General features: G+C 70.3%; 14 protein-coding genes. 7 read left to right on the plus strand and 7 right to left on the minus strand.

From position 1 onward, the window contains the following. Positions 1-108: 108 nt before the first annotated feature. From D7Y21_RS14490 to D7Y21_RS14505, 4 genes are all read left to right on the plus strand, one after another. Positions 109-4,014 (plus strand): DEAD/DEAH box helicase, encoded by a 3,906-nt coding sequence (locus D7Y21_RS14490; RefSeq protein ID WP_233612102.1) that lies wholly within the window; start codon positions 109-111, stop codon positions 4,012-4,014. Positions 4,015-4,083: 69 nt separating this feature from the next. Then, on the plus strand, positions 4,084-5,490 hold the full coding sequence (locus D7Y21_RS14495; RefSeq protein WP_120562336.1) for a pitrilysin family protein: 1,407 nt from the start codon (positions 4,084-4,086) through the stop codon (positions 5,488-5,490). 35 nt (positions 5,491-5,525) lie between these two features. After that, positions 5,526-7,019, plus strand: coding sequence for a pitrilysin family protein (locus D7Y21_RS14500; RefSeq protein WP_233591456.1), 1,494 nt, complete (start codon positions 5,526-5,528; stop codon positions 7,017-7,019). A 270-nt stretch (positions 7,020-7,289) separates the two neighbouring features. Next, positions 7,290-8,798 (plus strand): fibronectin type III domain-containing protein, encoded by a 1,509-nt coding sequence (locus tag D7Y21_RS14505; RefSeq protein WP_121713824.1) that lies wholly within the window; start codon positions 7,290-7,292, stop codon positions 8,796-8,798. A gap of 18 nt (positions 8,799-8,816) precedes the next feature. Here D7Y21_RS14505 and D7Y21_RS14510 read toward each other — a convergent pair whose 3' ends face one another. Next, positions 8,817-10,013 carry a DUF1615 domain-containing protein gene (locus D7Y21_RS14510; RefSeq protein ID WP_121713826.1) on the minus strand — a complete coding sequence of 399 codons (1,197 nt, stop codon included), beginning with the start codon at positions 10,011-10,013 and terminating at the stop codon, positions 8,817-8,819. 258 nt (positions 10,014-10,271) lie between these two features. On the opposite strand from D7Y21_RS14510, the gene D7Y21_RS14515 reads away from it, so the two are divergent. Next, complete coding sequence (locus D7Y21_RS14515; protein WP_121713828.1) at positions 10,272-12,488, plus strand: M4 family metallopeptidase; 2,217 nt, start codon at positions 10,272-10,274, stop codon at positions 12,486-12,488. 119 nt (positions 12,489-12,607) lie between these two features. Here the strand turns inward: D7Y21_RS14515 and D7Y21_RS14520 are convergent, their stop codons facing one another. From D7Y21_RS14520 to D7Y21_RS41780, 4 genes are all read right to left on the minus strand, one after another. Continuing rightward, positions 12,608-13,420, minus strand: coding sequence for a hypothetical protein (locus D7Y21_RS14520; RefSeq protein ID WP_233612103.1), 813 nt, complete (start codon positions 13,418-13,420; stop codon positions 12,608-12,610). Between the two features lie 93 nt (positions 13,421-13,513). Further along, the gene (locus D7Y21_RS14525) at positions 13,514-14,323 is read right to left on the minus strand and encodes a hypothetical protein (protein ID WP_121713833.1); all 810 of its coding nucleotides are present in this window, start codon (positions 14,321-14,323) and stop codon (positions 13,514-13,516) included. A gap of 1 nt (position 14,324) precedes the next feature. Continuing rightward, positions 14,325-16,136, minus strand: coding sequence for an acyl-CoA dehydrogenase (locus D7Y21_RS14530; RefSeq protein ID WP_120562330.1), 1,812 nt, complete (start codon positions 16,134-16,136; stop codon positions 14,325-14,327). 11 nt (positions 16,137-16,147) lie between these two features. Next, on the minus strand, positions 16,148-16,312 hold the full coding sequence (locus tag D7Y21_RS41780; protein WP_158627288.1) for a hypothetical protein: 165 nt from the start codon (positions 16,310-16,312) through the stop codon (positions 16,148-16,150). Positions 16,313-16,509: 197 nt separating this feature from the next. On the opposite strand from D7Y21_RS41780, the gene D7Y21_RS41430 reads away from it, so the two are divergent. Together D7Y21_RS41430 and D7Y21_RS14540 are read left to right on the plus strand one after the other, a co-directional pair. Beyond that, positions 16,510-16,707: a hypothetical protein gene (locus D7Y21_RS41430; protein ID WP_147443139.1), complete on the plus strand. Its 198-nt coding sequence runs from the start codon at positions 16,510-16,512 to the stop codon at positions 16,705-16,707. Positions 16,708-16,806: 99 nt separating this feature from the next. Further along, positions 16,807-17,562 (plus strand): hypothetical protein, encoded by a 756-nt coding sequence (locus tag D7Y21_RS14540; protein ID WP_233612104.1) that lies wholly within the window; start codon positions 16,807-16,809, stop codon positions 17,560-17,562. 510 nt (positions 17,563-18,072) lie between these two features. Here the strand turns inward: D7Y21_RS14540 and D7Y21_RS14550 are convergent. Further along, entirely contained in the window at positions 18,073-18,864 is a 792-nt protein-coding gene (locus D7Y21_RS14550) for an FRG domain-containing protein (protein WP_120562326.1), read from the minus strand. Between the two features lie 110 nt (positions 18,865-18,974). Beyond that, a complete protein-coding gene (locus D7Y21_RS14555) occupies positions 18,975-19,211 on the minus strand; it encodes a hypothetical protein (RefSeq protein WP_014393541.1) in 237 nt (78 codons plus the stop codon). Between the last annotated feature and the right edge of the window lie 306 nt (positions 19,212-19,517).

A 19,517-nucleotide genomic window follows, 5' to 3' on the forward strand; every position in this document is an offset into this window, starting at 1 on the left:
TCGCGGCGGATCCGGCGTGACGACTTGAAGACAGGGCTCGCTGGGAGGCTACCCCATGGGTAGCTTTCCGGCTTGATGCTCTCCTCTTCCTCCTCCGCACCAGAAGTCTTGCTCGAGCAGCGCCTCACGGTGGACCACCTCCGCGAGGTGGCCGGTGAGCAGGTACTCGAGCAGGCCCGGCGGTTGCTCGCCCGGAGAGCGGTGGACGTGTATCCGCCTTCGCTGGGCCGCCTCCAGGGAACCGTCACCGAAGGGCGCGTGCACGCGTTCAACGCGACCATCACCGCGGACCCTGATTCCGAAGAGCTGCTGCTGGGGTGTGAATGCGACAGGTACTGGAACGAAGGGGTCTGCGCGCACGCGATCGCGGTCGGGCTTGAGTGGATCCGCGCCTCCGCTCCCCGTGGGCGAAAGCGCGTGTCGCCTCCTCGACCCACGCAGCCCGCCTCCCCGCGCCTCGCGAAGGCCCCTTCACGGCCTGCTACGCCCGACGCAGTCCAGGCATGGCTCGTGGAGCACCACGCCGAGCGTGCCCGAACGGTGCCCGTGGCGGTGCTGGCGCCCCTGTTGCCCGGGCCCTTCACCCGACGCTGGCTCCCCGTGCTGCGCAAGGCCACGGTGGTGGATGCGCTGGAGGGCACCTCGAAGCTGCGGCGCTTGAAGGACGCCAGCAAGGACGTCCTCGTGGAGGCAGCCTGGCACTGGGTGCGTGCCGAGGCAGGACGCGTCTCGCGGGGACTGACCCGTGAAGCCTCCGCGAAGCCCTTGCCGCCGCTGACGGATGACCGCCTCGCGCCGCTGAGGGATGTGCTGACGCGGGCCCGCGCGCGGATCCGCACCCAGGCCATGCCCCGGCTGCTGTCGCCATCACCCACGGTCACCCTCCAGGAGCGCCCCTTGCGGCTGCTCGTGACGGAGCCGGAGCTGGCGGCGTGGACGCCCCCGGGGCCGCGCGCGTCCGGGGAGGACGGGGGGCACGTGGTGCTCGACCCTCGCGCCCTGATGGAGGGACGTCCCGGACTGTCCTGTCCGTGCTCCCCCCATGCGGCGGAGGCTTCCTGCGTCCACGCCTTGACCGCGGTGGACGCGGCGCTGGCGTTCCTGGTGCTGCCGAAGCAGGCCTCGCACGCCGCGAAACTGTCGGAGGGGCTGTTCGAAGCGCCGGGCCGTGAGCTGCTGTCCACGCTGGAGGCGTCGCTTCTGGACCGGGCGCTTCACGCCACTCCCTTGACCGGAGACTTCGTCACCTTCCGGCTGGAGCCCGAGCCGTCGCGCGGCTGGCGGCTGCGGCCCTACCTGCACGTGCCCGCGAAGAAGGGCGGCCTTTCGCAGGGGCGCGCCGTCACCTGGTACGACCGCGACAAGGCGCTCCGGACGCTTCAGGAGCCGGATGAACGCCATGCCTGGTCGCTCCTCGACACGGAAGAGCGAATGGGCAGGAATGGCATGTACCTGGGGGCAGGCTTCGATGCGGCCGCGCCCTACACGCTGCTGCTCCAGGCCCTGCGCTCGCTCGCGCACAGCCCCCGCCTCCGCCTGGCCGGGGCTCCGGACGCGGTCGTGCGGGTGCGAGAAGCGCCGCTGGGCTTCGCCCTGGAAGAGGACGCAAAGTCCCTGCGCCTGCGGCCGGCGGTGGACGGACGCCCCGTGGCCGCGGAGGCCCTGACGCCGCCTCCCGATGGGCCGCAGGCGCCCCAGCCCTGGCTGCTCGTGGAGCCCGGCGAGCCGAGCGTCACCCTGGTGTCCGTTCCCCCTGGCGCGGTCCCACTGCTTGAGTCCCTGGCTCGCCACGGCGCTTACGTGTCCGAGAGCCAGCGCGAGGCATTGCTGGGGCACCTCTCCGCGCTGGAGGCGGCTTTTCCCGTGGCGCTGCCCCCGTCCCTGGAGCCCCGCCTCGTGGAGGCCAGCCCGGGCCTGCTGGCGCGGCTGCGCGCGGTGGAGGACTCCGCGCTGGAGGTCTCGCTTCTCGTCAGGCCCCTACCGGAGGCGCCTCCCCAGCCCGTGGGCGAGGGCGCTCCCGTGCTCCGAGGCCTGCGCGGCAAGGAGCGCGTCATGGTCCGGCGCGACCTGGACGCGGAGCGGAAGGAGGCGGACGCGCTCCTCGCACGTCTGTCATTGCCGGCCGGGGTGTATCACTTCACGCGCGACACCGCGGAGGATGCGCTCCAGCTCCTGGAGGCGCTGGAGCCGCTCGCGGGCCCCTCGGTGCGCGTGGAGTGGGCGGAGCAGCCGTGGACGGTGACGCGCGTGGAGACCGCGAACGTCCGGGTCCAGGTCCTGCGGGAGCACGACTGGTTCGGCGCGAAGGGGGGCGTGGAGCTGGACGGCACACGCGTGGAGCTGGCGGTCCTGCTGGAGGCCGTGCGCCGCCGCCAGCGCTACGTCCCGCTGGGGAAGGGACGCTGGATGCGCCTCACGGAGGCGCTGCGCGAGCAGCTGACCCCGCTCGCGGACGTGGCCCATCCGGGGCGCAAGGGGCTGGAGGTGAGCGCCGCGGCGGCGCCCGTGCTCGACACACTGGAGAAGGCCGGCGCGCGAGTCCAGGCGCCTCCGGACTGGCGCCAGCTGGCGAAGCGCATCCGCGATGCCCACGCACGTCCGGTGCGCGTGCCCCGAAGCTTGAAGGCGGAGCTGCGCGACTATCAGCGCGAGGGCTTCACGTGGCTCGCGAAGCTGGCCTCATGGGGCGCGGGCGCGTGCCTCGCGGATGACATGGGATTGGGCAAGACGGTCCAGGCGCTGGCCCTGCTGCTGTCCCGCGCGGCGATGGGGCCCGCGCTGGTGGTGGCGCCCACGTCCCTGCGCGGCAACTGGATGCGCGAGGCCGACCGCTTCGCGCCGTCCCTTCGAGTGCATGTCTGGCAGGACGCGGAGCGGGACGCCCTGCCATCCCTGCTGGGGCCCCGGGACGTGCTGATCATCAGCTACGGGCTGCTGACGCGGGATGCGGCGAAGCTCGCGGACGTGACGTTCGCCACGCTGGTGGTGGATGAAGCGCAGGCGGTGAAGAACCCGGACACGGCCCGGGCCCGCGCGCTGCGCGGCGTGAAGGCCGAGGCCCGCGTGGCCCTCACCGGCACGCCCGTGGAGAACCGCCTGTCCGAGCTGTGGAGCCTCTTCCACTTGCTCTTCCCCGGCCTGCTGGGCGGGCGCGAGGCCTTCCACTCGCGGTTCGCCGTTCCCATCGAGCGGGACCGGAGCGCGGACGCGCGCGCGTCCCTGGCCCGGCTGGTGCGCCCCTTCCTCCTGCGCCGCACGAAGGCCCAGGTGGCACGCGAGCTGCCCCCGCGCGTGGAGACCGTGGTGCCCGTCACGCTGTCGGACGCCGAGCGGCGCGTGTACGACGACGTGCGGCTCGCGGCCCTGGCCCGGCTGGGCGAGGGGACTCCTGGCGGGGACCAGCGCTTCGAGATGCTGGCCGCGCTCACCCGGCTGCGATTGGCCGCCTGTCATCCCCGGCTGGTGGATCCGGACACGGGGCTGTCCTCCTCCAAGCTGGAGCGCGTGCTGGAGCGGGTGGACGAGCTGCTGGCGGAAGGGGGCCGCGCGCTCGTCTTCAGCCAGTTCGTGCGCCATCTGGCGCTGGTGCGCGACGCGCTGGAGGCCCGGGGCATCTCGTTTCAGTACCTGGACGGGCGGACGCCCGCGGCGGAGCGGCAGGCGCGCGTGGAGGCCTTCCAGCGAGGGGAGGGCGCGCTCTTCCTCATCTCGCTCAAGGCGGGCGGCACCGGCCTCAACCTCACCGGCGCCGACCATGTCCTCCACCTGGATCCATGGTGGAACCCCGCGGTGGAGGACCAGGCCTCCGACCGGGCCCACCGCATCGGGCAGACGCGCCCCGTCACCGTGTCGCGGTTCGTCTCCGAAGGCACCATCGAGGAAGCCATCCTCGCCCTCCACGCGGAGAAGCGGGACCTGGCGGACAGCCTGCTGTCGGAGGCGGACGGCGCCGCCGCCTTGTCCCCCGCGCAGCTCCTGGGGCTGCTGCGCTTTGGTGGAATCCGCGAGGATTGAGCCCATCTGGAATAGGGTGCGCCTTCGCCCGTTCCCGGGCGCCGCCGTGGTCCCTCCCCAGGAGCAAGGATGTTCCGTCCGCCGTTGTCGTGGTTCGCCTGTCTGACCCTCCTGGGTGCGCCCCAGGCCGGGGCCCAGGCCGTCTCCGAGCCTTCCGCGAAGCCCGCCGCTGCCTCCACCCCCGCCGCGAAGCTGGGCTCGGACATCCAGGCCCGCACGCTGAAGAACGGGCTCACCGTCATCGTCTGGCCGGACCACGACATCCCCAACGTGGCGCTCGCCAACTGGTTCCGCGTGGGCAGCCGCAACGAGCGCCCCGGCATCACCGGCCTGTCCCACTTCTTCGAGCACATGATGTTCAACGGCGCGAAGAAGTACGGCCCCGGTGAGTTCGACCGCGTCATGGAGGCCAACGGCGGCTCCAACAACGCCTTCACCTCCGAGGACGTCACCGTCTACCTGGACTGGTTCCCGGCCTCCACGCTGCCCCTCATCCTGGACCTGGAACAGGACCGGCTCCAGTCGCTCTCCTTCGACCCCAAGGTCATCGAGTCCGAGCGCGGCGTCGTCTACTCCGAGCGCCGCTCGGGCGTGGACAATGACAACAACGGCGCGCTCCAGGAGCAGCTGCAGGCCACCGCCTTCGTCGCGCACCCGTACCAGATCCCCGTCATCGGCTGGCCGTCCGACATCGAGTCCTGGCGCATGGAGGACCTCCAGGCCTACTTCAAGACGTACTACGCCCCCAACAACGCCACGCTCGTCCTCGCGGGTGACCTGGATCCGGCCCGCGTCTTCGAGCAGGTGGAGGCCACGCTGGGCACCATCCCTTCGCAGCCCGCGCCTGAGCCCGTGCGCACGAAGGAACCCGAACAGCAGGGCGAGCGGCGCATCGTCGTGAAGAAGCTGGCGCAGTCCCCGCTGCTCCAGGTCGCCTACCACGGCCTCGCCGCCAACGACCCGGACATGGAGACGCTGGAGCTGCTGGGCCTCATCCTCACGCACGGGGACTCGTCGCGCCTGCACCGCAAGCTGGTGGACGAGGCGCGCGTGGCCATCCGAGTCCGGAGCTCCACCGCCGGGGGCTTCGACCCGTCGCTCGTCTGGTTCTCCGTGGACCTGACGCCGGGCGGTGACCTGGCGAAGACCGAGGCGCTGCTCACCGCGGAGCTGGCCCGCGTGGTGAAGGACGGCGTCACCGACGCGGAGCTGCGCAAGGCGCGCAACGTGGCCCTGTCCACCTTCTGGCGCAAGCTGGAGACCAACAGCGGCCGCGCCCGCGAATTGGGCAACGCCGCCACCTTCCGGGGAGACTGGAAGGCCCTGCTCGACGCGCCCGCGCGCTACGAGCAGGTCACCCGTGACGGCGTGAAGGCGCTGGCCGCCCGCATCCTCAACCCCGACCACCGCACCGTGGGCTGGCTCGTCCCCACCACGGCTCCCGCTGCCCCGGCCAGCAAGGAGGCCGCGCGATGAGTGCTCCCTTCCGCCTTCGTTTCCCGGGTCCCCACATGATGCGCTCCGCCCTCGCCGCGTTGCTGTTCACCTCCGCGTGCGCGACCACGCCGACGCCCGCTCCCACCGCCGCGCCCACGCCGCCTTCCCCGGCGCCGGAAGCACCGGCCACGCCCGCGCCCCAAGTCCCGCTGTCCACGAAGGGCGTGACGCTGCCGGAGACGACCTCCGTCACGCTGAAGAACGGCGTGCGGTTGCTCCTCGTGGAGAAGCACGAGCTGCCGCTGGTGTCCTTCAGCGCGTGGCTCAAGGGCGGCGCCGTCACCGACCCCGCGGGCAAGGAGGGCCTGGCCGCGCTCACCGCCGAGCTGCTCCAGAAGGGCGCGGGCTCCCGCAACGCCCAGCAGTTCGCCGACGCCGTGGACGGCGTGGGCGGCGAGCTGGAGATCACTCCCGGGCGCGAGGCGCTCGTCCTCAACGGCAGCTTCCAGTCCCGCGACACCGCGCTGATGGTGGAGCTGCTGTCGGACATGCTCGTGCGCCCGCGCTTCGACGCGCAGGAGCTGGAGAAGGCCCGCGCGCTGCGCGTGTCGGAGATCGCCTCCGCCAAGGATGGCGACCCGCGCATGCTCATCGGCGTGTACTTCAACGCCTTCCACTTCCCCTCGCACCCGTACGGCGGATCCGCGGTGGGCAGTGAGGCGTCGCTGCCGGGCATCAGCCGGAGCGACGTGCTCGGCTGGGCGAAGGCGAACCTGGGCGGGGACCGGCTCATCCTCTCCGTCGTGGGCGACTTCGACGCGAAGCAGCTGGCCGCGAAGCTGGAGGCCGCGCTGGGCGGATGGGCCCCGGCGGCACAGTCGTTCGCCGCGGTGCCTCCCACCGCGCCCACGAAGGGCCGCCACGTGCTGCTGGTGGACAAGCCCGACGCCACCCAGACCTACTTCGCCATCGGCAACACGGGCATCCGCCGCACCGACCCGGACCGCGTCGTGGCGGAGCTGGGCAACACCGTGCTGGGCGGCCGCTTCACCTCACTGCTCAACACCGAGCTGCGCGTGAAGACCGGCCTCACCTACGGTGCGCGCTCCGCGCTGGCCACGGCCTTCCAGCCCGGCACCGTCATCCTCACGTCCTATACCCAGACGGCTTCCACGGGCCGTGCCATCGACCTGGCGCTGGATGTGCTCGCGCGCTACCGCCAGGACGGCATGGATGACGCCATGCTCGCCTCCGCCAAGGCCTACGTGCTGGGGCAGTTCCCGCCGACGCTGGAGACCGGGGAGCAGCTGGCCATGAAGCTGTCGGAGCTGGCCTTCTACGGCATGAGCGCACAGGACGTGAACGGGTTCGCGGACGCCGTGTCCGCCTCCACCCGTGGCAGTGTCCACACCGTGCTCCAGCGCGTCCTGCCCGCCCAGGAGGACCTGACGTTCGTCCTCATTGGCAAGGCGGAGGCCCTGCGCGACGTGGCCCGCAAGTACGGGCCCGTCACGGAGATGAAGATCTCCGACAAGCGCTTCGCCCCGCCGGCGGCGCCGGGCCGATAAATGTCAGACGGAGGTGGGCGCAAGTCTTGAAGTGCGCCCACCGGAATTACCCCCTAAAAAGTAAATATCCAGCAAGTCAGACCCTTCGCGTATAGGTCGCAGTGTCTGGTCGGGGCCGGGACCGGACAACCACTGCAAAATTCCTGTCACGAAGGGGCATCCATGTCCTTGCGACGTCTGTCTTTGTTGCTCGTCCCCACCTGCGCGGCCTGGCTGGGCTGCGGGGAAGCTGCGCCTTCCTCCGAGGATGTGAACCCTCCCGGAATCGCCATGGACCCCCGCGAGGGGACCGCGGTCATCGTCAACGAGGACATGCTGCCGGGCTGTGGTGAGCCCGACGCGGGCTCCGGGCCAGTGGACGCGGGCACGTCCGTGCTGGTGACGGCGGACACCCGCTTCCACTCCAGCGCCGGGGTGACGGTGGTGCCCCAGAACCTGTCCGGGCGCGACCTGGAGATCCTCGTCCCCAATGGCATCTCCTTCGACCGGTACACCGGCACGCCGGTGGCGGGGGGCATGCGCTTCGACAACGTTCCGGAGGGTGAGTACTTCCTGCGCTCGAGCCAGAGCTACTTCCTCACGCGCGAGCGCCACTTCGACCTGGGCGTCAACCGCATCGGCCGGCCGGACGCGGTCTATCTGCCGCAGACCGACTCCCCCGTGTCCGCGGAGCTCTTCAACCTGGATCCCTGGCAGGACTATTCGTCCATCTCCGAGCCGGGCAGTTCCGTGCAGCTCATCAGCGCGGACGTGGACCTGTACAGCTCGTTGAACGTGTGGGCCCAGGCCGGCGACACGTCCATCGTCGACCCGTACTCCTCCGCGTTCTTCAGCACCGGCTATGGGGCGCCCGTCCTGGATGCGTCGAAGGGCGACCGCATCTACGTGAACCAGTTCAACTCCGTGCAGGCCGGGACGCTGCCGAGCGGCGGGACCCTGGCGTACCAGTCGCTGGTGAGCAGCGCGCACCTGCCGTCGTTCTCGTTCACGCCGGACGGCACCACTCCACTGCCGCTGGCGGCCACGTTGCAGCCCGTGAGGCAGACGCCCTTCTCCCTGGAGTGGCGCCTGAACGAGTTCACCCGCTGGCGCTCGGACGCGAACCCCAGCGGCACGCTCAACTATCCCTCGTTGTCGCTGGTGCCCGCGCCGTTCGGCTACCAGGACGGCTGGGTGGGCTATCAGGGGGAGCTGTTCAACATGTGGCTGCCGCGCGGTGAGGATGGCGTCATCGCGAGCCGGCTGGCCTACGGCAATCCCTATCCGTCCAGTTGGGGCGTGGTGGGCTCCGCCGGCTATTCGTTCCGGTCCCCGACGCCCGTCGTCATCGGGAACCGGACCCACTACCCCAGCGGCAGCATCTTCGTCACCGACCGGATGGACCATCTCATCGCCGGTCCCATCCAGCCGCCCGTCTCGCCGCCGCGGGATCTGCGCATCGACGGCGTGGACGCCTATGTGTCGCGCGTAGTGGGCACCAACCAGCCCCTCATCTCCTGGCGGCCTCCCGTCCTGGGCACGGCCCGGAACTACGTGGTGTCCGTCATCCAGTTGATCGGCACCTACGCCGCCAACCCGACGCTGCGCTTCTACGTGCCCGGTGACCGGAGGCATGTCCGCCTGCCGCCGGGCCTGCTGCTGCCCGCGTCGACCTACTACGTGCGGGTGAGGGCGGAGGGCTCGCCGAACTATGAGCCCTCGCGCTCTCCGTTCGTCACCGGGGAGCTGCTGCCCATCATCACCGCGGAAACGTTCAGCGCCGTCATCACCACGCCGTAGTCCCGCTGTGGCGGCCCGCTACCGCGCAGGCTGGCGGTGGCGGGCCATGCACTGCTGGTAGCGGGCGTCCACCGACTTCGCGAACCACGCGGTGGAGCGCTCCCCGCTCAGCTTCACGCTCTTGAGCGTCACCTGGGGCAGCTGGGCGTAGGCGGGCGCCTGTCCCGTCCGGTTCGCGTACACGCGCTTCACCGCCAGGTACGTGTCCGTCTTCTCGAAGTCCGCCGTCTTCTCCTCCTCCACGTCCCGGCGCACCCGGCGCTCGCTCAGGTCCGGCGCGTAGCGCTGACGGAAGAGGAGCAGCGCCTTGAGGCTCTGGCTGTCCTCACCGCGCGGCTCGCCCTCCTTGTCATACAGCTGGAGGTCGCCGTCGGTCGCCAGGGCGACGCCGGTGAGCCGGCTGACCTGGGCCTGGAGCGCGGCGTTGCGCGAGCTGTAGACGCCGCTGTTGTAGTCCGCGAAGCGGTAGAGCGGTGCGTCGTACGCGGCCTCGAAGCCCAAGAGCCGGGCGGTGCCGTAGCGCACGCCACCCGCGCGTGTGTAGAGCGACTCGCGCACCGCCACCGGATCCTCGTCCGGGCCCGCCTTCTGCACCGCGTAGCGCACGCTGACCTGCATGGAGCCCGCGGTGGTGACGGGGTTCTGCCCCGCGAACGAGGACGGGCCGAACAGCGAGCTGGCCAGGTCCGCGGCCGCGTACGCCGCCGGGTACTCCGCTTCGTAGTACGCCAGCATGTCCCGGAAGAGCCGGTCCAGGTCCCGTTCGGTGCGCAGGGTGTCCAGCCGCGCCCCGAAGGTGCGCTTCGCCCCCTTCGGCTTCGCCGCGAGCACGTCCCCCAAGAGCCGCCGCCCCACGGGGCCCAGCCGTCCCGCCGTGCTGTCCAGCTTCTGACGCACCATCTTGGGCAGCCCCGGCACCGCGGGGTCCGCCTGGAAGCCGGACTCCTGTTCGATGATGGCCAGCACCTGACACACCTCCGGCGCCGCGGCGGGAATCGCCTCCGCGTCCAGCGCCGCCAGCACGTCGCCCGCCCAGCCCTCGCGCTCCGCCCCCTTCACCTTCGCGGGCAGCAGCCGCGCCACCTGCGCCACCGACAACGTGGGCGGCGCTGGCACCTGCGTCACCACCGGCGCCCGGGACGCGCACGCAGTGAGCGTCAGCAGCACCCCCACGCACAGCCCTTCCGTCCACCTGCGCCCGGCGCTCCGCGTCATGTCAGCCCCCTGAGGCATCCTTCCGCCCGTCTCATGAAACATTTTTTGAGACATCCTGGGGGCAGGTCCGTTCCCTCCGGAGAGCCGGTGAAGAGCCGCAAGGTTGTTGAAATTTTCCAGAACGGCAATTCAGGTTCTCTAGGCTTGGTCGGATGGGCTGGTGAAAGTGGCTAAACGTACTTTCCCCAAAAAGTAGTTGCTCTGATGATTTCAAGTGTGTCACGTATCATCCCGCTGTTTCTTCATGGAGGTATCGCGTTGGCTCATCGACTGTTGAAGACGATTGGCGCGGCCTGGTTGGGCGTGGCTCTGACGGCGTGCGGTACGCAGGGCTCCTCGGGGGAAGAGGTGCAGGCGCCTGAGCAGGAGAGGTCGGGCGAGGACATCCAGAGCACGCTGAACGCGCTCGGTGGTGCCCAGGTGGTGGGCGTGCACGCGGACGGCATCCCGGACAGCATCCAGGGCGAGCTGGGTCGGGTGGAGCGGACGCTGAACACGCTGGACGCGAGCCGCCAGGCGGTGGCGCGTGTGGCGCCGGCGTTCCGGCTGAACGCGGATGACATGGTGCTGCGCAAGTCGCGCACCGACGAGATGGGCAACCAGCACCTGCGCTTCACGCAGACGAAGAACGGCCTGGAGGTCGTCGGCGGCGAGCTGGTGGTGCACGTTCGTCCGGACGGCTCGGTGTACGGGGCGAACGGCTCCGCGCGTGACGGCCTGACCGTGTCCGCGCTGCCGCGCATCGCGGCCGTGTCCGCGCGTGATGCGGCGCTGAGCGCGACGGTGGGCACGGGCCTGGAGGCCCAGGGTGCTCCCCGCCTGGTGTACGTGCGCACCGAGGAAGGCGCGCTGCGCCTGGCGTACGAAGTGACGGTGACGGGTGAGAACGACCTGATGCCGCTGCGCGACCGCGTGTACGTGAGCGCCCAGGACGGCTCCATCGTGCTGCGCGCGCCGGAGATCCACTCGGCCATGAACCGCCGGGTGTACAGCGCGAACAACGGCACCAGCACCCCGGGCACGCTCAAGCGCAGCGAGGGCCAGGCGGCCATCGGTGACTCGCATGTCGACATGAACTACGACATGCTGGGCTACACCTACGACTGCTACAAGGTGCTCTTCAACCGCGACTCGCTGGACAACGCGGGCACGGCGCTCATCAGCACGGTGCACTACAGCACCAACTACGTGAACGCCTACTGGGACGGCACCCAGATGGTGTACGGCGATGGCGACGGCGTGAACTCCATCGAGCTGGGCAAGGACGCGGACGTCACCGTCCACGAGCTGACCCACGCCGTGACGGAGTACGAGTCCAACCTCACGTACTCCGGCCAGTCCGGCGGCCTCAACGAGGCGATGTCCGACACGTTCGGCGCCGTCTGCGAGAGCCGCGTGAACAACTGGAGCACGGCGGCGGCCATCTGGATGGTGGGCGAGGACGTCTGGACGCCGGGCACGGCGAACGACGCCTTGCGCTACATGGACGACCCGGCGAAGGACGGCGTGTCCAAGGACTGGGCGCCCAACGTGACGTCCGGCACGGACGTGCACTACAGCTCCGGCGTGCCGAACCTGGCGTTCGCGCTGCTCTCCAAGGGTGGCACGCACCCGCGCGGCCGCAGCACCATCAACGTGCCGGCCATCGGCGTCGAGAAGGCCGCCCGCATCTGGTACTACGCCAACACCAACCTCTTCACGGCGAGCACCACGTTCGTGCAGGCCAAGAACTGGACGGTCCAGGCCGCCGCGGCGCTGGGCTACACCGCGGCCGAGCAGGCTGCCGTGACGGCCGCCTGGGAAGCGGTGGGCGTGGGCGTGACGGTGCCGCCCCCGACCTCCACCCCGCTGACCAACGGCACCGCGGTGACGGTGGGCGACAGCACGGGCAACAACAAGTACTACTCGCTGGTGGTCCCCGCGGGCGCCACGGCCCTGACGTTCACCATCTCCGGTGGCACGGGTGACGCGGACCTGTACGTGAAGTTCGGCGCGGTGCCGGACTCGTCCACCTACGACTGCCGTCCGTACGCCAGCGGCAACGCGGAGACGTGCACCATCACCAACATCCAGGCGGGCACGTACTACGTGATGCTGAACGCCTACTCCACGTACGCGAACGTGTCGCTGAAGGGCAGCTTCACGCCCCCGAGCGGCGGTGGCGGCAACGTGCTGCAGAACAACGTCCCGGTGACGGGCATCTCCGGCGCCTCCGGCTCCTTCACCAGCGAGTGGATCACCGTGGACGTGCCGGCGAGCACGAAGGTCACGTTCTCCATCGCGGGTGGCACGGGCGACGCGGACATGTTCGTGCGCTTCGGCTCCTCGCCGACGACCACCACGTACGACTGCCGTCCGTACCTGTCCGGCAACAACGAGTCGTGCAGCGTCACCAAGACGACCGGTGGCAAGTACTACGTGAAGATCCGTGGCTACACCGCCTACTCGGGCGTGACGCTCAAGGCCATCTGGTAGTCGCATCCGCATCCATCCCGGCTCCCTTCGCGTGAAGGGAGCCCGGGACGAAGACAGGCACCCGGGGAGCCGCATGGCTTCCCGGGTGTCGTCGTTTCAGGTGTTGGAGGAAGCGTGGACTAGCGCCGCACCTGCACGTCGCGCGCGACGGTGCGGCCGCCCATGAGCACGAACCGCGCGCGCACCGGGGTGCCCTCCTGGAGTTCCTTGAGGGGCACGCGCTGGCCCTGGCGCAGGCCGCGGCTGCGCTGGTCGAGCTGGAGCTCGTAGACGGTGCCCTCGCCGTCGCGCACGTGCAGGGTGTTCCTGCCCACGCGCGTCACCCGGCCGCTCACCGTGCTGGACGCGATGACGACCTGCTCCAGCGGCCGGTTGGCGGAGGTGTCCGTCACCGCCGCCTGCGCCGCCTTGGCCGCGCCCTCGTACCAGGACTCGTCGTCGCTGGCCTGCACGGCCTGGGCGCCAATCATCACCCGGCCCTCGGCGGGGGCCTGCGTCGCGGGCGTGCCGTCCGGGTTGGCCTGGGGCCGCGGTGGGGCGTTCGGGTTCGCCTGGGCGGCCTGCTGGGGCCGGGCGGTATTCGGGTTCGCCTGGGTGTTCTGACGGGCCGGGGCCTGTGCCGTGGTGCGTTGCGCGGGCTCGTTCACGCGGGGGCCTGACAGCGGCCGGGCACCGGGTGGCGGCGCCGTGTCCGGAGGCACCTGCGCGTTCGCCGTGGGCAGCGCGTCCCCGCTTGGGGCGCGGTTGCCGTCCACCGTGTTCCGCGCCAGCGCGGGCGTGGCCGGGACCATCAGGCCGCCGCTCGCGGAGTCACGAGCCTGCATCGTCGACGGTGCCGCCGGCACCGTCGTGTCCTCGGTGTCATGCTCCTGACAGCCGGAAGCGAGCGAGCACAGCCCCACCATCCCCAACCACATCCAACGTCCACCCATCCGCCAACCCTCCCGCAGGCGAACCTGCGGACGACCCCCTGTCGTTGCAAGCGTCCGGCGTGCCGCGGGGTGTTGGTTTCTGGATGGCGGAGGCTACGCGGGGAACGTGGTGGCCACGGCGCGCACGTGCTCTCGCACCAGCGTCCTGGCGGCGAGCAGCTCCGTTGCATCCGAGGGCGTGTAGCCCAGGCACAGCACCACGTCGTCCTCGGGGGCCGCGCGTGTGCCCATCGCCGCGTAGTCGAGCGAGCGCGGGGTGGGCTCACCTTCCGTGTCATGGATGAAGCGGCCGAACACGGTGGCCTGCCCGTCGCGGCCGGGCGCCGTCTCCTTGAGGGCGAAGAGGCGGCGCACGGCGGCGAGTGATTCGGGGCGCTCGCGCAGGCGGTCCGGGGACGCGGGGCCTCCCAGCTCCCACTCGAGAAGCTTCAGGCAGCCGCGCACGAACTCCACGTCGGTGATGACGAGCCCGTACAGGTACCAGTCCGCGCACGCGGCCTGGACCAGCCGGGCCTGCGCGTCGGTGAGCCAGCCGAAGGACGGACAGGTGAACGTCTCGCAGATGGTGGCGCGGTAGACGCCGCAGTCACGCAGGTCCGTGCCGCCCGTCACCAGCGGGTGGCCCAGGCAGCCCACGCGCTGGTGCTCCGCGTCCAGGAAGCCCAGCAGGGGACACACCCGCACGATGGGGAAGAGGGCAGGGGCGTCCCGGTTCGCGGTGAGCTCGTGCGCGGCCTCGGCGTAGGCCTCGGGGGTGTGGGGCGTGCGGGAGAGCCGCTCCGTCTGCGTGGTGAGCCGCCGGGTCAGCGCCGCGCGTGAGTGGTCGCGGAAGTTGTAGAGGCCGCAGCAGGCGCCGCATGAGGCGCCCGCGCCGGGCTGGCACAGGTGGAAGGAGACGGACATGTCAGAACCAGTCCGGGCGCATGCGCGCGTAGGAGTCCTCGCCCGTGCGGCACAGGTGGGCGAGCAGCGGCACGCGCGGCACCTCCACCGCGAACCAGTACTGCGCGGCGGCGAGCTTGCCCTCGTAGAAGGCGGTGTCCTCGGGTGAGGGTGCGCGCGAGAGTCCCTCCTTCGCGGCGGCTCCTTGCGCGAGCCAGCGCCACGCCACGGCCACCACGCTGAAGAGCTCCAGGAAGTCCGTGCTGTGGCGGAGCATCACGTCCACTTCCCCCGCCATGCCGCGCGCGCCCAGCTCCAGCGTGAGGGCCGCGGCCTGCTGGAGCGCGTCCTCCAATGCATCGCTCCATGCGGACTCCACGCCTGCCGCACGGGCTCGGGCGGTGGTGGCCCGCACCTCCTCGTCGAGCGCCTGGAGCGCGGCGCCGCCCTCCGCCACCGCCTTGCGCCCGAGCAGGTCCAGGCCCTGGATGCCGGTGGTGCCCTCGTGGATGCTGTTGAGCTTCTGGTCGCGCAGCCACGCTTCCGGCAGGTACTCGCTGGAGTAGCCGTAGCCGCCGTGAATCTGGAGCGCGAGCGCGTTGGCTTCGAAGCCCTTCTCCGCGGGGAATGTCTTGGCGATGGGCGTGAGCAGGTCCAGCAGCAGCTGCGCGCGCTTGCGCGTGGCTTCGTCCGGGGCGTGGTGCGCGAGGTCCGCCTGCGTGGAGGTGGTGAGCAGCAGCGCGAGGCCGCCCTCCACGATGGCCTTCTGGCGCAGCAACATGCGCCGCACGTCCGCGTGTTCGATGATGGGGGACTGGGCGCGCGTGGTGTCGCGGATGCCGGCGGGGCGGCCCTGGGGGCGCTCTCGCGCGTAGGCGAGCGACTCCTGGTAGGCGACGGCGGCGGTGGACACGCCGTTGAGGCCCACCATGATGCGCGCCTCGTTCATCATCTGGAACATGCACGCGAGCCCGCGTCCGGGCTGGCCCACCAGCCAGCCGTGACAGTCATTGGCCTCGCCGAAGTTGAGGACGAGGCTGGGCAGGCCGCGCCAGCCAATCTTGTGGATGACGCCGGCCACCTGGACGTCGTTGGGGACGAAGGTGTCCCCCTGGGGCCTCTTCGCGGGCACGGCGAAGAGGGACACGCCGCGCGTGCCGCCCTCCGCGCCCTCGATGCGGGCGAGGGTGAGGTGCACGACGTTGTCGGTGAAGTCCTGGTCGCCGCCGCTGATGAAGATCTTGGAGCCCTGGAGGCGGTAGGAGCCGTCCGGCGCGGGCGTGGCGCGCGTCTTCACGTCCGCGAGGCTGCTGCCGGCCTGGGGCTCGGTGAGGGCCATGGTGCCGGTCCACTCGCCTCGGTACAGCCGGGCCATGAAGGTGTCGCGCAGGAAGGGCGTGCCGAAGACCTCCAGCAGGTGCGCGGCGCCAATCGTGAGGCCCAGGTAGCCATAGGCGCTGAGGTTGGCGGCCATGAGGTAGGCGCTGGCCACGGCGTGCACGGTGAGCGGGAGCTGCTGGCCGCCGACGTCGGGAGGGCGGGTGGCGGTGAGCAGGCCCAGGTCGACCATGCCGGCGTAGAGCGAGCGCATGGCCGGATGGACGCGCACGCGGCCGTGTTCGAAGACGGGCGGGGCGGCGTCCATGGGCCGGTAGGTGGGGGCGAGCACCTCACGGGCGAAGCGGCGGGTGCTGTCCAGGAGGAGCGCGAAGGTGTCGCGCGAGTGCTCCTGGAAGGCGGGCAGCGCGCAGAGGGCGGTGGTGTCCAGCGCTTCGTAGAGCTGGAAGTCCACGTCGCGGTCCGACAGCAGGGGGTTGGGGCGGGGCACGCTCATGCCCTGGTTCCCTACCAGGACGCGATGGGGTCGTCGAAGTCATCGTACGGCGGGCATTCACCGCCGGACGTGGGCGGAGCGGCGTCCGGGCGGGGAGCTTCCGGGGGCAGCGAGGGCTTGGGCTTCCAGGTAGGGGATGGGGGGCTGGGGCGTTCGATGCCGGTGGTGTCTGGCATTGGCGCACCTCCATGTGGGGTGTCCCTGCGAATCTCTGGCAAAGGTGTGTCCCATGTCTGTCCATTGCCAGGCGGGGGGCCCCGGGGTCGCAGACACGGGTGGGGACGGACAGGGAGACAAGGTCCCGCAGGGCGTGTCGGCTCAGGCCTGCGGGAGGGGCAGGCGCGACGTACCGTTGGAGGTGGAGGTGGTTCAGATGCTCATCGTCGGCGCGATGGTGGTGGGAATCCTGGTGATGATGCTGGTGATAGGTGGGGTCATCGTGGGGGGGGCGCTCGCGCACAAGAACGCGCGTGAGGATGACGCGCGGTGGGCAAGGGAAGACGCGGAGCGCGCGGCGCGGCGCGACCGGGACAGGTCCGGGCCCATGGGTGGGGAGCCCGTGCACGCGTGAAAGCGTGATGGGCCGGGCATTGGTCTTGAAGGGGCATGCGGCTAGGGTGGTCCGTGTGCGGCCGAGTGCCTGAGCCGCTACAGCGGATCGGGTCCCTTGATGAAACGCATCTGGCCATTGTTCGTGCTCATGACGGCTTGCGCGAGCGCGCCCGCCTCCAATGAGCGCTACGTCGAACCTGGACGGGGCGAACCTGTGCGAGGGCCCTGGCCGGAAGTCGCCTCGTTCGAAATGCCGACGGGTGATGTCACCATCCCCATCGACCTGCTCAGGGACGTGGCTGACGCGTTGCTCAAACTGCCTGGTGCGAAGACGTGTGACGTCGGCAGTCAACGGCCCATTGTCGGACTCTCCATGGAGTACTGCTCGACGGTTTACGTCGCCGGGACGGAGGATGCGTTGTCCTGGCGGGTCACGAAGCCGCTTCGTGGGTCCTATAACGGATGCCTGCCGTCATCCGACGTGACGGACAGCGAGCATTCCGCCGAGCAGATTTGGATCGTGGGCTACATCCACAATCATCCGTGCGGGACGCCTCCCTCCACCCTCGACCTCACGGTGTGGCCCACGGATGCATTCGCAGGCAAGCCCGCGTTGGCGGAGTTCCGGATGATCCCGGGCAACCCTGCTCCCGCGATGTTCAAGGGCCAGGCCCTCCTGATGGCCTCGGCCCTCGTCGCGGAGCGGGCGGATGGTTCGCGCGTCTTCCTCCGCTATTTTCCCACCGGTGAGATCGAGCAATGGAGCCAGCAGGAGCGCCGCTGGCGGCTTCTGGGAACATGCGTCCCGACGCGAACCCGTTACAGCTCCGCGCCGCTGTGCCGGGACGGAGCAGTCCAACTCCTGGCCGAATAGGAACTGGGATGAAGAAGGTCTGTGCGCTGTTCGGCTTCGCGGTGATTGCGACGGGATGTGCCGCCCAGGCTCCTGCCTGGAAGGGGACTGTTGAATGGCCTGACGAGCAGTCCGCGAAACTCGTGGGCCAGCCCCTGGAGGGAGGAGCCGTTCTCGCGGCCGCAGGCGCCATCCGCGAGTTGATCCGCACCAACCCCTATCCGCACCTGTTCGAGGGTTGTTCGAGCCCGGAGCAGGGACTGGTGGCTGTGGTCTTCACGGGACCGACGGAGGGTCTCTACTACGTGAGGGTGATCCACGACTTCGTCCGATGTCGTGGGGCGCGATTCCGCCTCCTGGATGGTTGGGATGTGTATGCGGTCACCCCTCAAGGCCAGGTCGTCGCGAAGGATCCGCTGGGGCCAGGGGAAGCCCGGCCGTCATCGGCTCCGGATGCGGCGCCTCCTCCGGCGACTCCCGCGCAAGATGCTCCGGCCCCACCGCCCGCACCGGAGCCACGGGTTCCTGCTCCTACCGGGGACGCGGAGCGTAGTAGCGGCGCAGCCAGCGGCTGAGGCCGTCCAGGCCGGGGAAGAGGACCCGCTCGGTGATGTTGGCCTGGTCGAGCTTGTCCCGGATCTCCCACTTGAGCTGCGCCGGCACCACCAGCCTGCGCACGCCCTGGTGCTGGTGCCCCAGGAACTCGTTCAGGCTCAGCCCCGGCCCGTTCATCACCGAGAACAGCGCGAACTGATTCACGATGCGCGCATCCAGCGACGGCGGCTCGAAGAACAACACGAACGGATGCTCCCCCAGCCCGTCGAACGTCGCCAGGTCCCCCGCCACCGTCGCCAGCATCTCCGCCGTGAACACGTCCGCCCCCTCCAACCGCAACTGCTCACGCAGCGGCCGGGGCAACTGCTGGTTCGTCTGGTGATAGTCCACGCACCAGACCGCGCCGTCCTGCTCCAGCAGGTCCATGCGCTCCGTCATGAAGTGCAGCGCCACGTAGGGACTGAACGTCCAATCCAACAGCCGCGTCGGCATCCCGTGATGCTGCGCCAGCGCCAGCCAGTCCCAGATGGACGTCAGCCGCTCCGTGCCCGGCACTCCTCGCGCGTACTTGCGGAAGGCCCGCAGCAGGTCCCGCTCCAACCGCACGAACGCCCCCTGGCGGTTGAGCGTCGCCGTCAAATCCAACGTCGCGTCCGGCACGCCCCGGAACACGAAGCTCGTGCGGAACCGGCCCAGCGGCTCGTTCCATGAGCCCGCGAACACCAGGTCCTGCAACTCCAACCAGGATGTGACCCGACGCTCCTGCATCCGCTGCCCCCTCGCCGCCTGACAAGGTGGGCCCTGTCCTCCCGGAACGCAGGGGCCGGGCGTCCAGGACGCCCGGCAGGCTCAATTACAGGGATTGAAACAAAGACACCCTACGGCTGCCCGAAGTTCGCGGGCTGCGTGAAGGCAAACGAGCTGGCACCCGGCGCCTTGTCCTGCTGGAACAGCGGGCACTTGGCGCAGGTGAAGCTCTCCCAGTCCTGACGGACCGCCACGTCGATGCAGCCGCCGTAGAAGCGGCAGTGGACGTTGCGGTGCTCCTCGATGGAGAACGTATCGGCCCGCAGCGGGAGGTGGAACTTGGTGGGACGCGGCTGTGGACAAGGCATTGGATTCTCTCTAGCCCCCCTCGTGGGTGCTGATTCCCTCTACTGACTGGTGCGTCGCGTCATTCCCGGCCATCCGTCGCCCGGACACTGAACGCCTGCACCCCGCCTCATCGCTGCCAGCAGAAGACCGTGTGGGTGTGACACATTCAAAAGGCACAACAGCCTAATGACGTCGGGCGTCCCTGGCCCGTCCCGCCAGGATGTCTGCCTTCACGCGGAGCAACCAGCCGGGCGGGCCGTCGGAATCTTCACGCCCGGAGCGCTTTCCCGCGAGAATGTGGCGCGTGAGCTCCCCCGCCCGACCCC

This window comes from Corallococcus sp. AB045 (assembly GCF_003668895.1).
Classification (GTDB): Bacteria; Myxococcota; Myxococcia; order Myxococcales; family Myxococcaceae; genus Corallococcus; species Corallococcus coralloides.

Bases quoted from the DNA above. Each gene is read 5' to 3' on its own strand.
- D7Y21_RS14550 (WP_120562326.1), bottom strand. From the start codon at position 18,864: ATGCAGGAGCGTCGGGTCACATCCTGGTTGGAGTTGCAGGACCTGGTG.
- D7Y21_RS14525 (WP_121713833.1), bottom strand. From the start codon at position 14,323: ATGTCCGTCTCCTTCCACCTGTGCCAGCCCGGCGCGGGCGCCTCATGC.
- D7Y21_RS14495 (WP_120562336.1), top strand. From the start codon at position 4,084: ATGTTCCGTCCGCCGTTGTCGTGGTTCGCCTGTCTGACCCTCCTGGGT.
- D7Y21_RS41430 (WP_147443139.1), top strand. From the start codon at position 16,510: ATGCTCATCGTCGGCGCGATGGTGGTGGGAATCCTGGTGATGATGCTG.
- D7Y21_RS14505 (WP_121713824.1), top strand. From the start codon at position 7,290: ATGGACCCCCGCGAGGGGACCGCGGTCATCGTCAACGAGGACATGCTG.
- D7Y21_RS14540 (WP_233612104.1), top strand. From the start codon at position 16,807: ATGAAACGCATCTGGCCATTGTTCGTGCTCATGACGGCTTGCGCGAGC.
- D7Y21_RS41780 (WP_158627288.1), bottom strand. From the start codon at position 16,312: ATGCCAGACACCACCGGCATCGAACGCCCCAGCCCCCCATCCCCTACC.
- D7Y21_RS14520 (WP_233612103.1), bottom strand. From the start codon at position 13,420: ATGGGTGGACGTTGGATGTGGTTGGGGATGGTGGGGCTGTGCTCGCTC.
- D7Y21_RS14500 (WP_233591456.1), top strand. From the start codon at position 5,526: ATGATGCGCTCCGCCCTCGCCGCGTTGCTGTTCACCTCCGCGTGCGCG.
- D7Y21_RS14510 (WP_121713826.1), bottom strand. From the start codon at position 10,013: ATGACGCGGAGCGCCGGGCGCAGGTGGACGGAAGGGCTGTGCGTGGGG.
- D7Y21_RS14530 (WP_120562330.1), bottom strand. From the start codon at position 16,136: ATGAGCGTGCCCCGCCCCAACCCCCTGCTGTCGGACCGCGACGTGGAC.
- D7Y21_RS14555 (WP_014393541.1), bottom strand. From the start codon at position 19,211: ATGCCTTGTCCACAGCCGCGTCCCACCAAGTTCCACCTCCCGCTGCGG.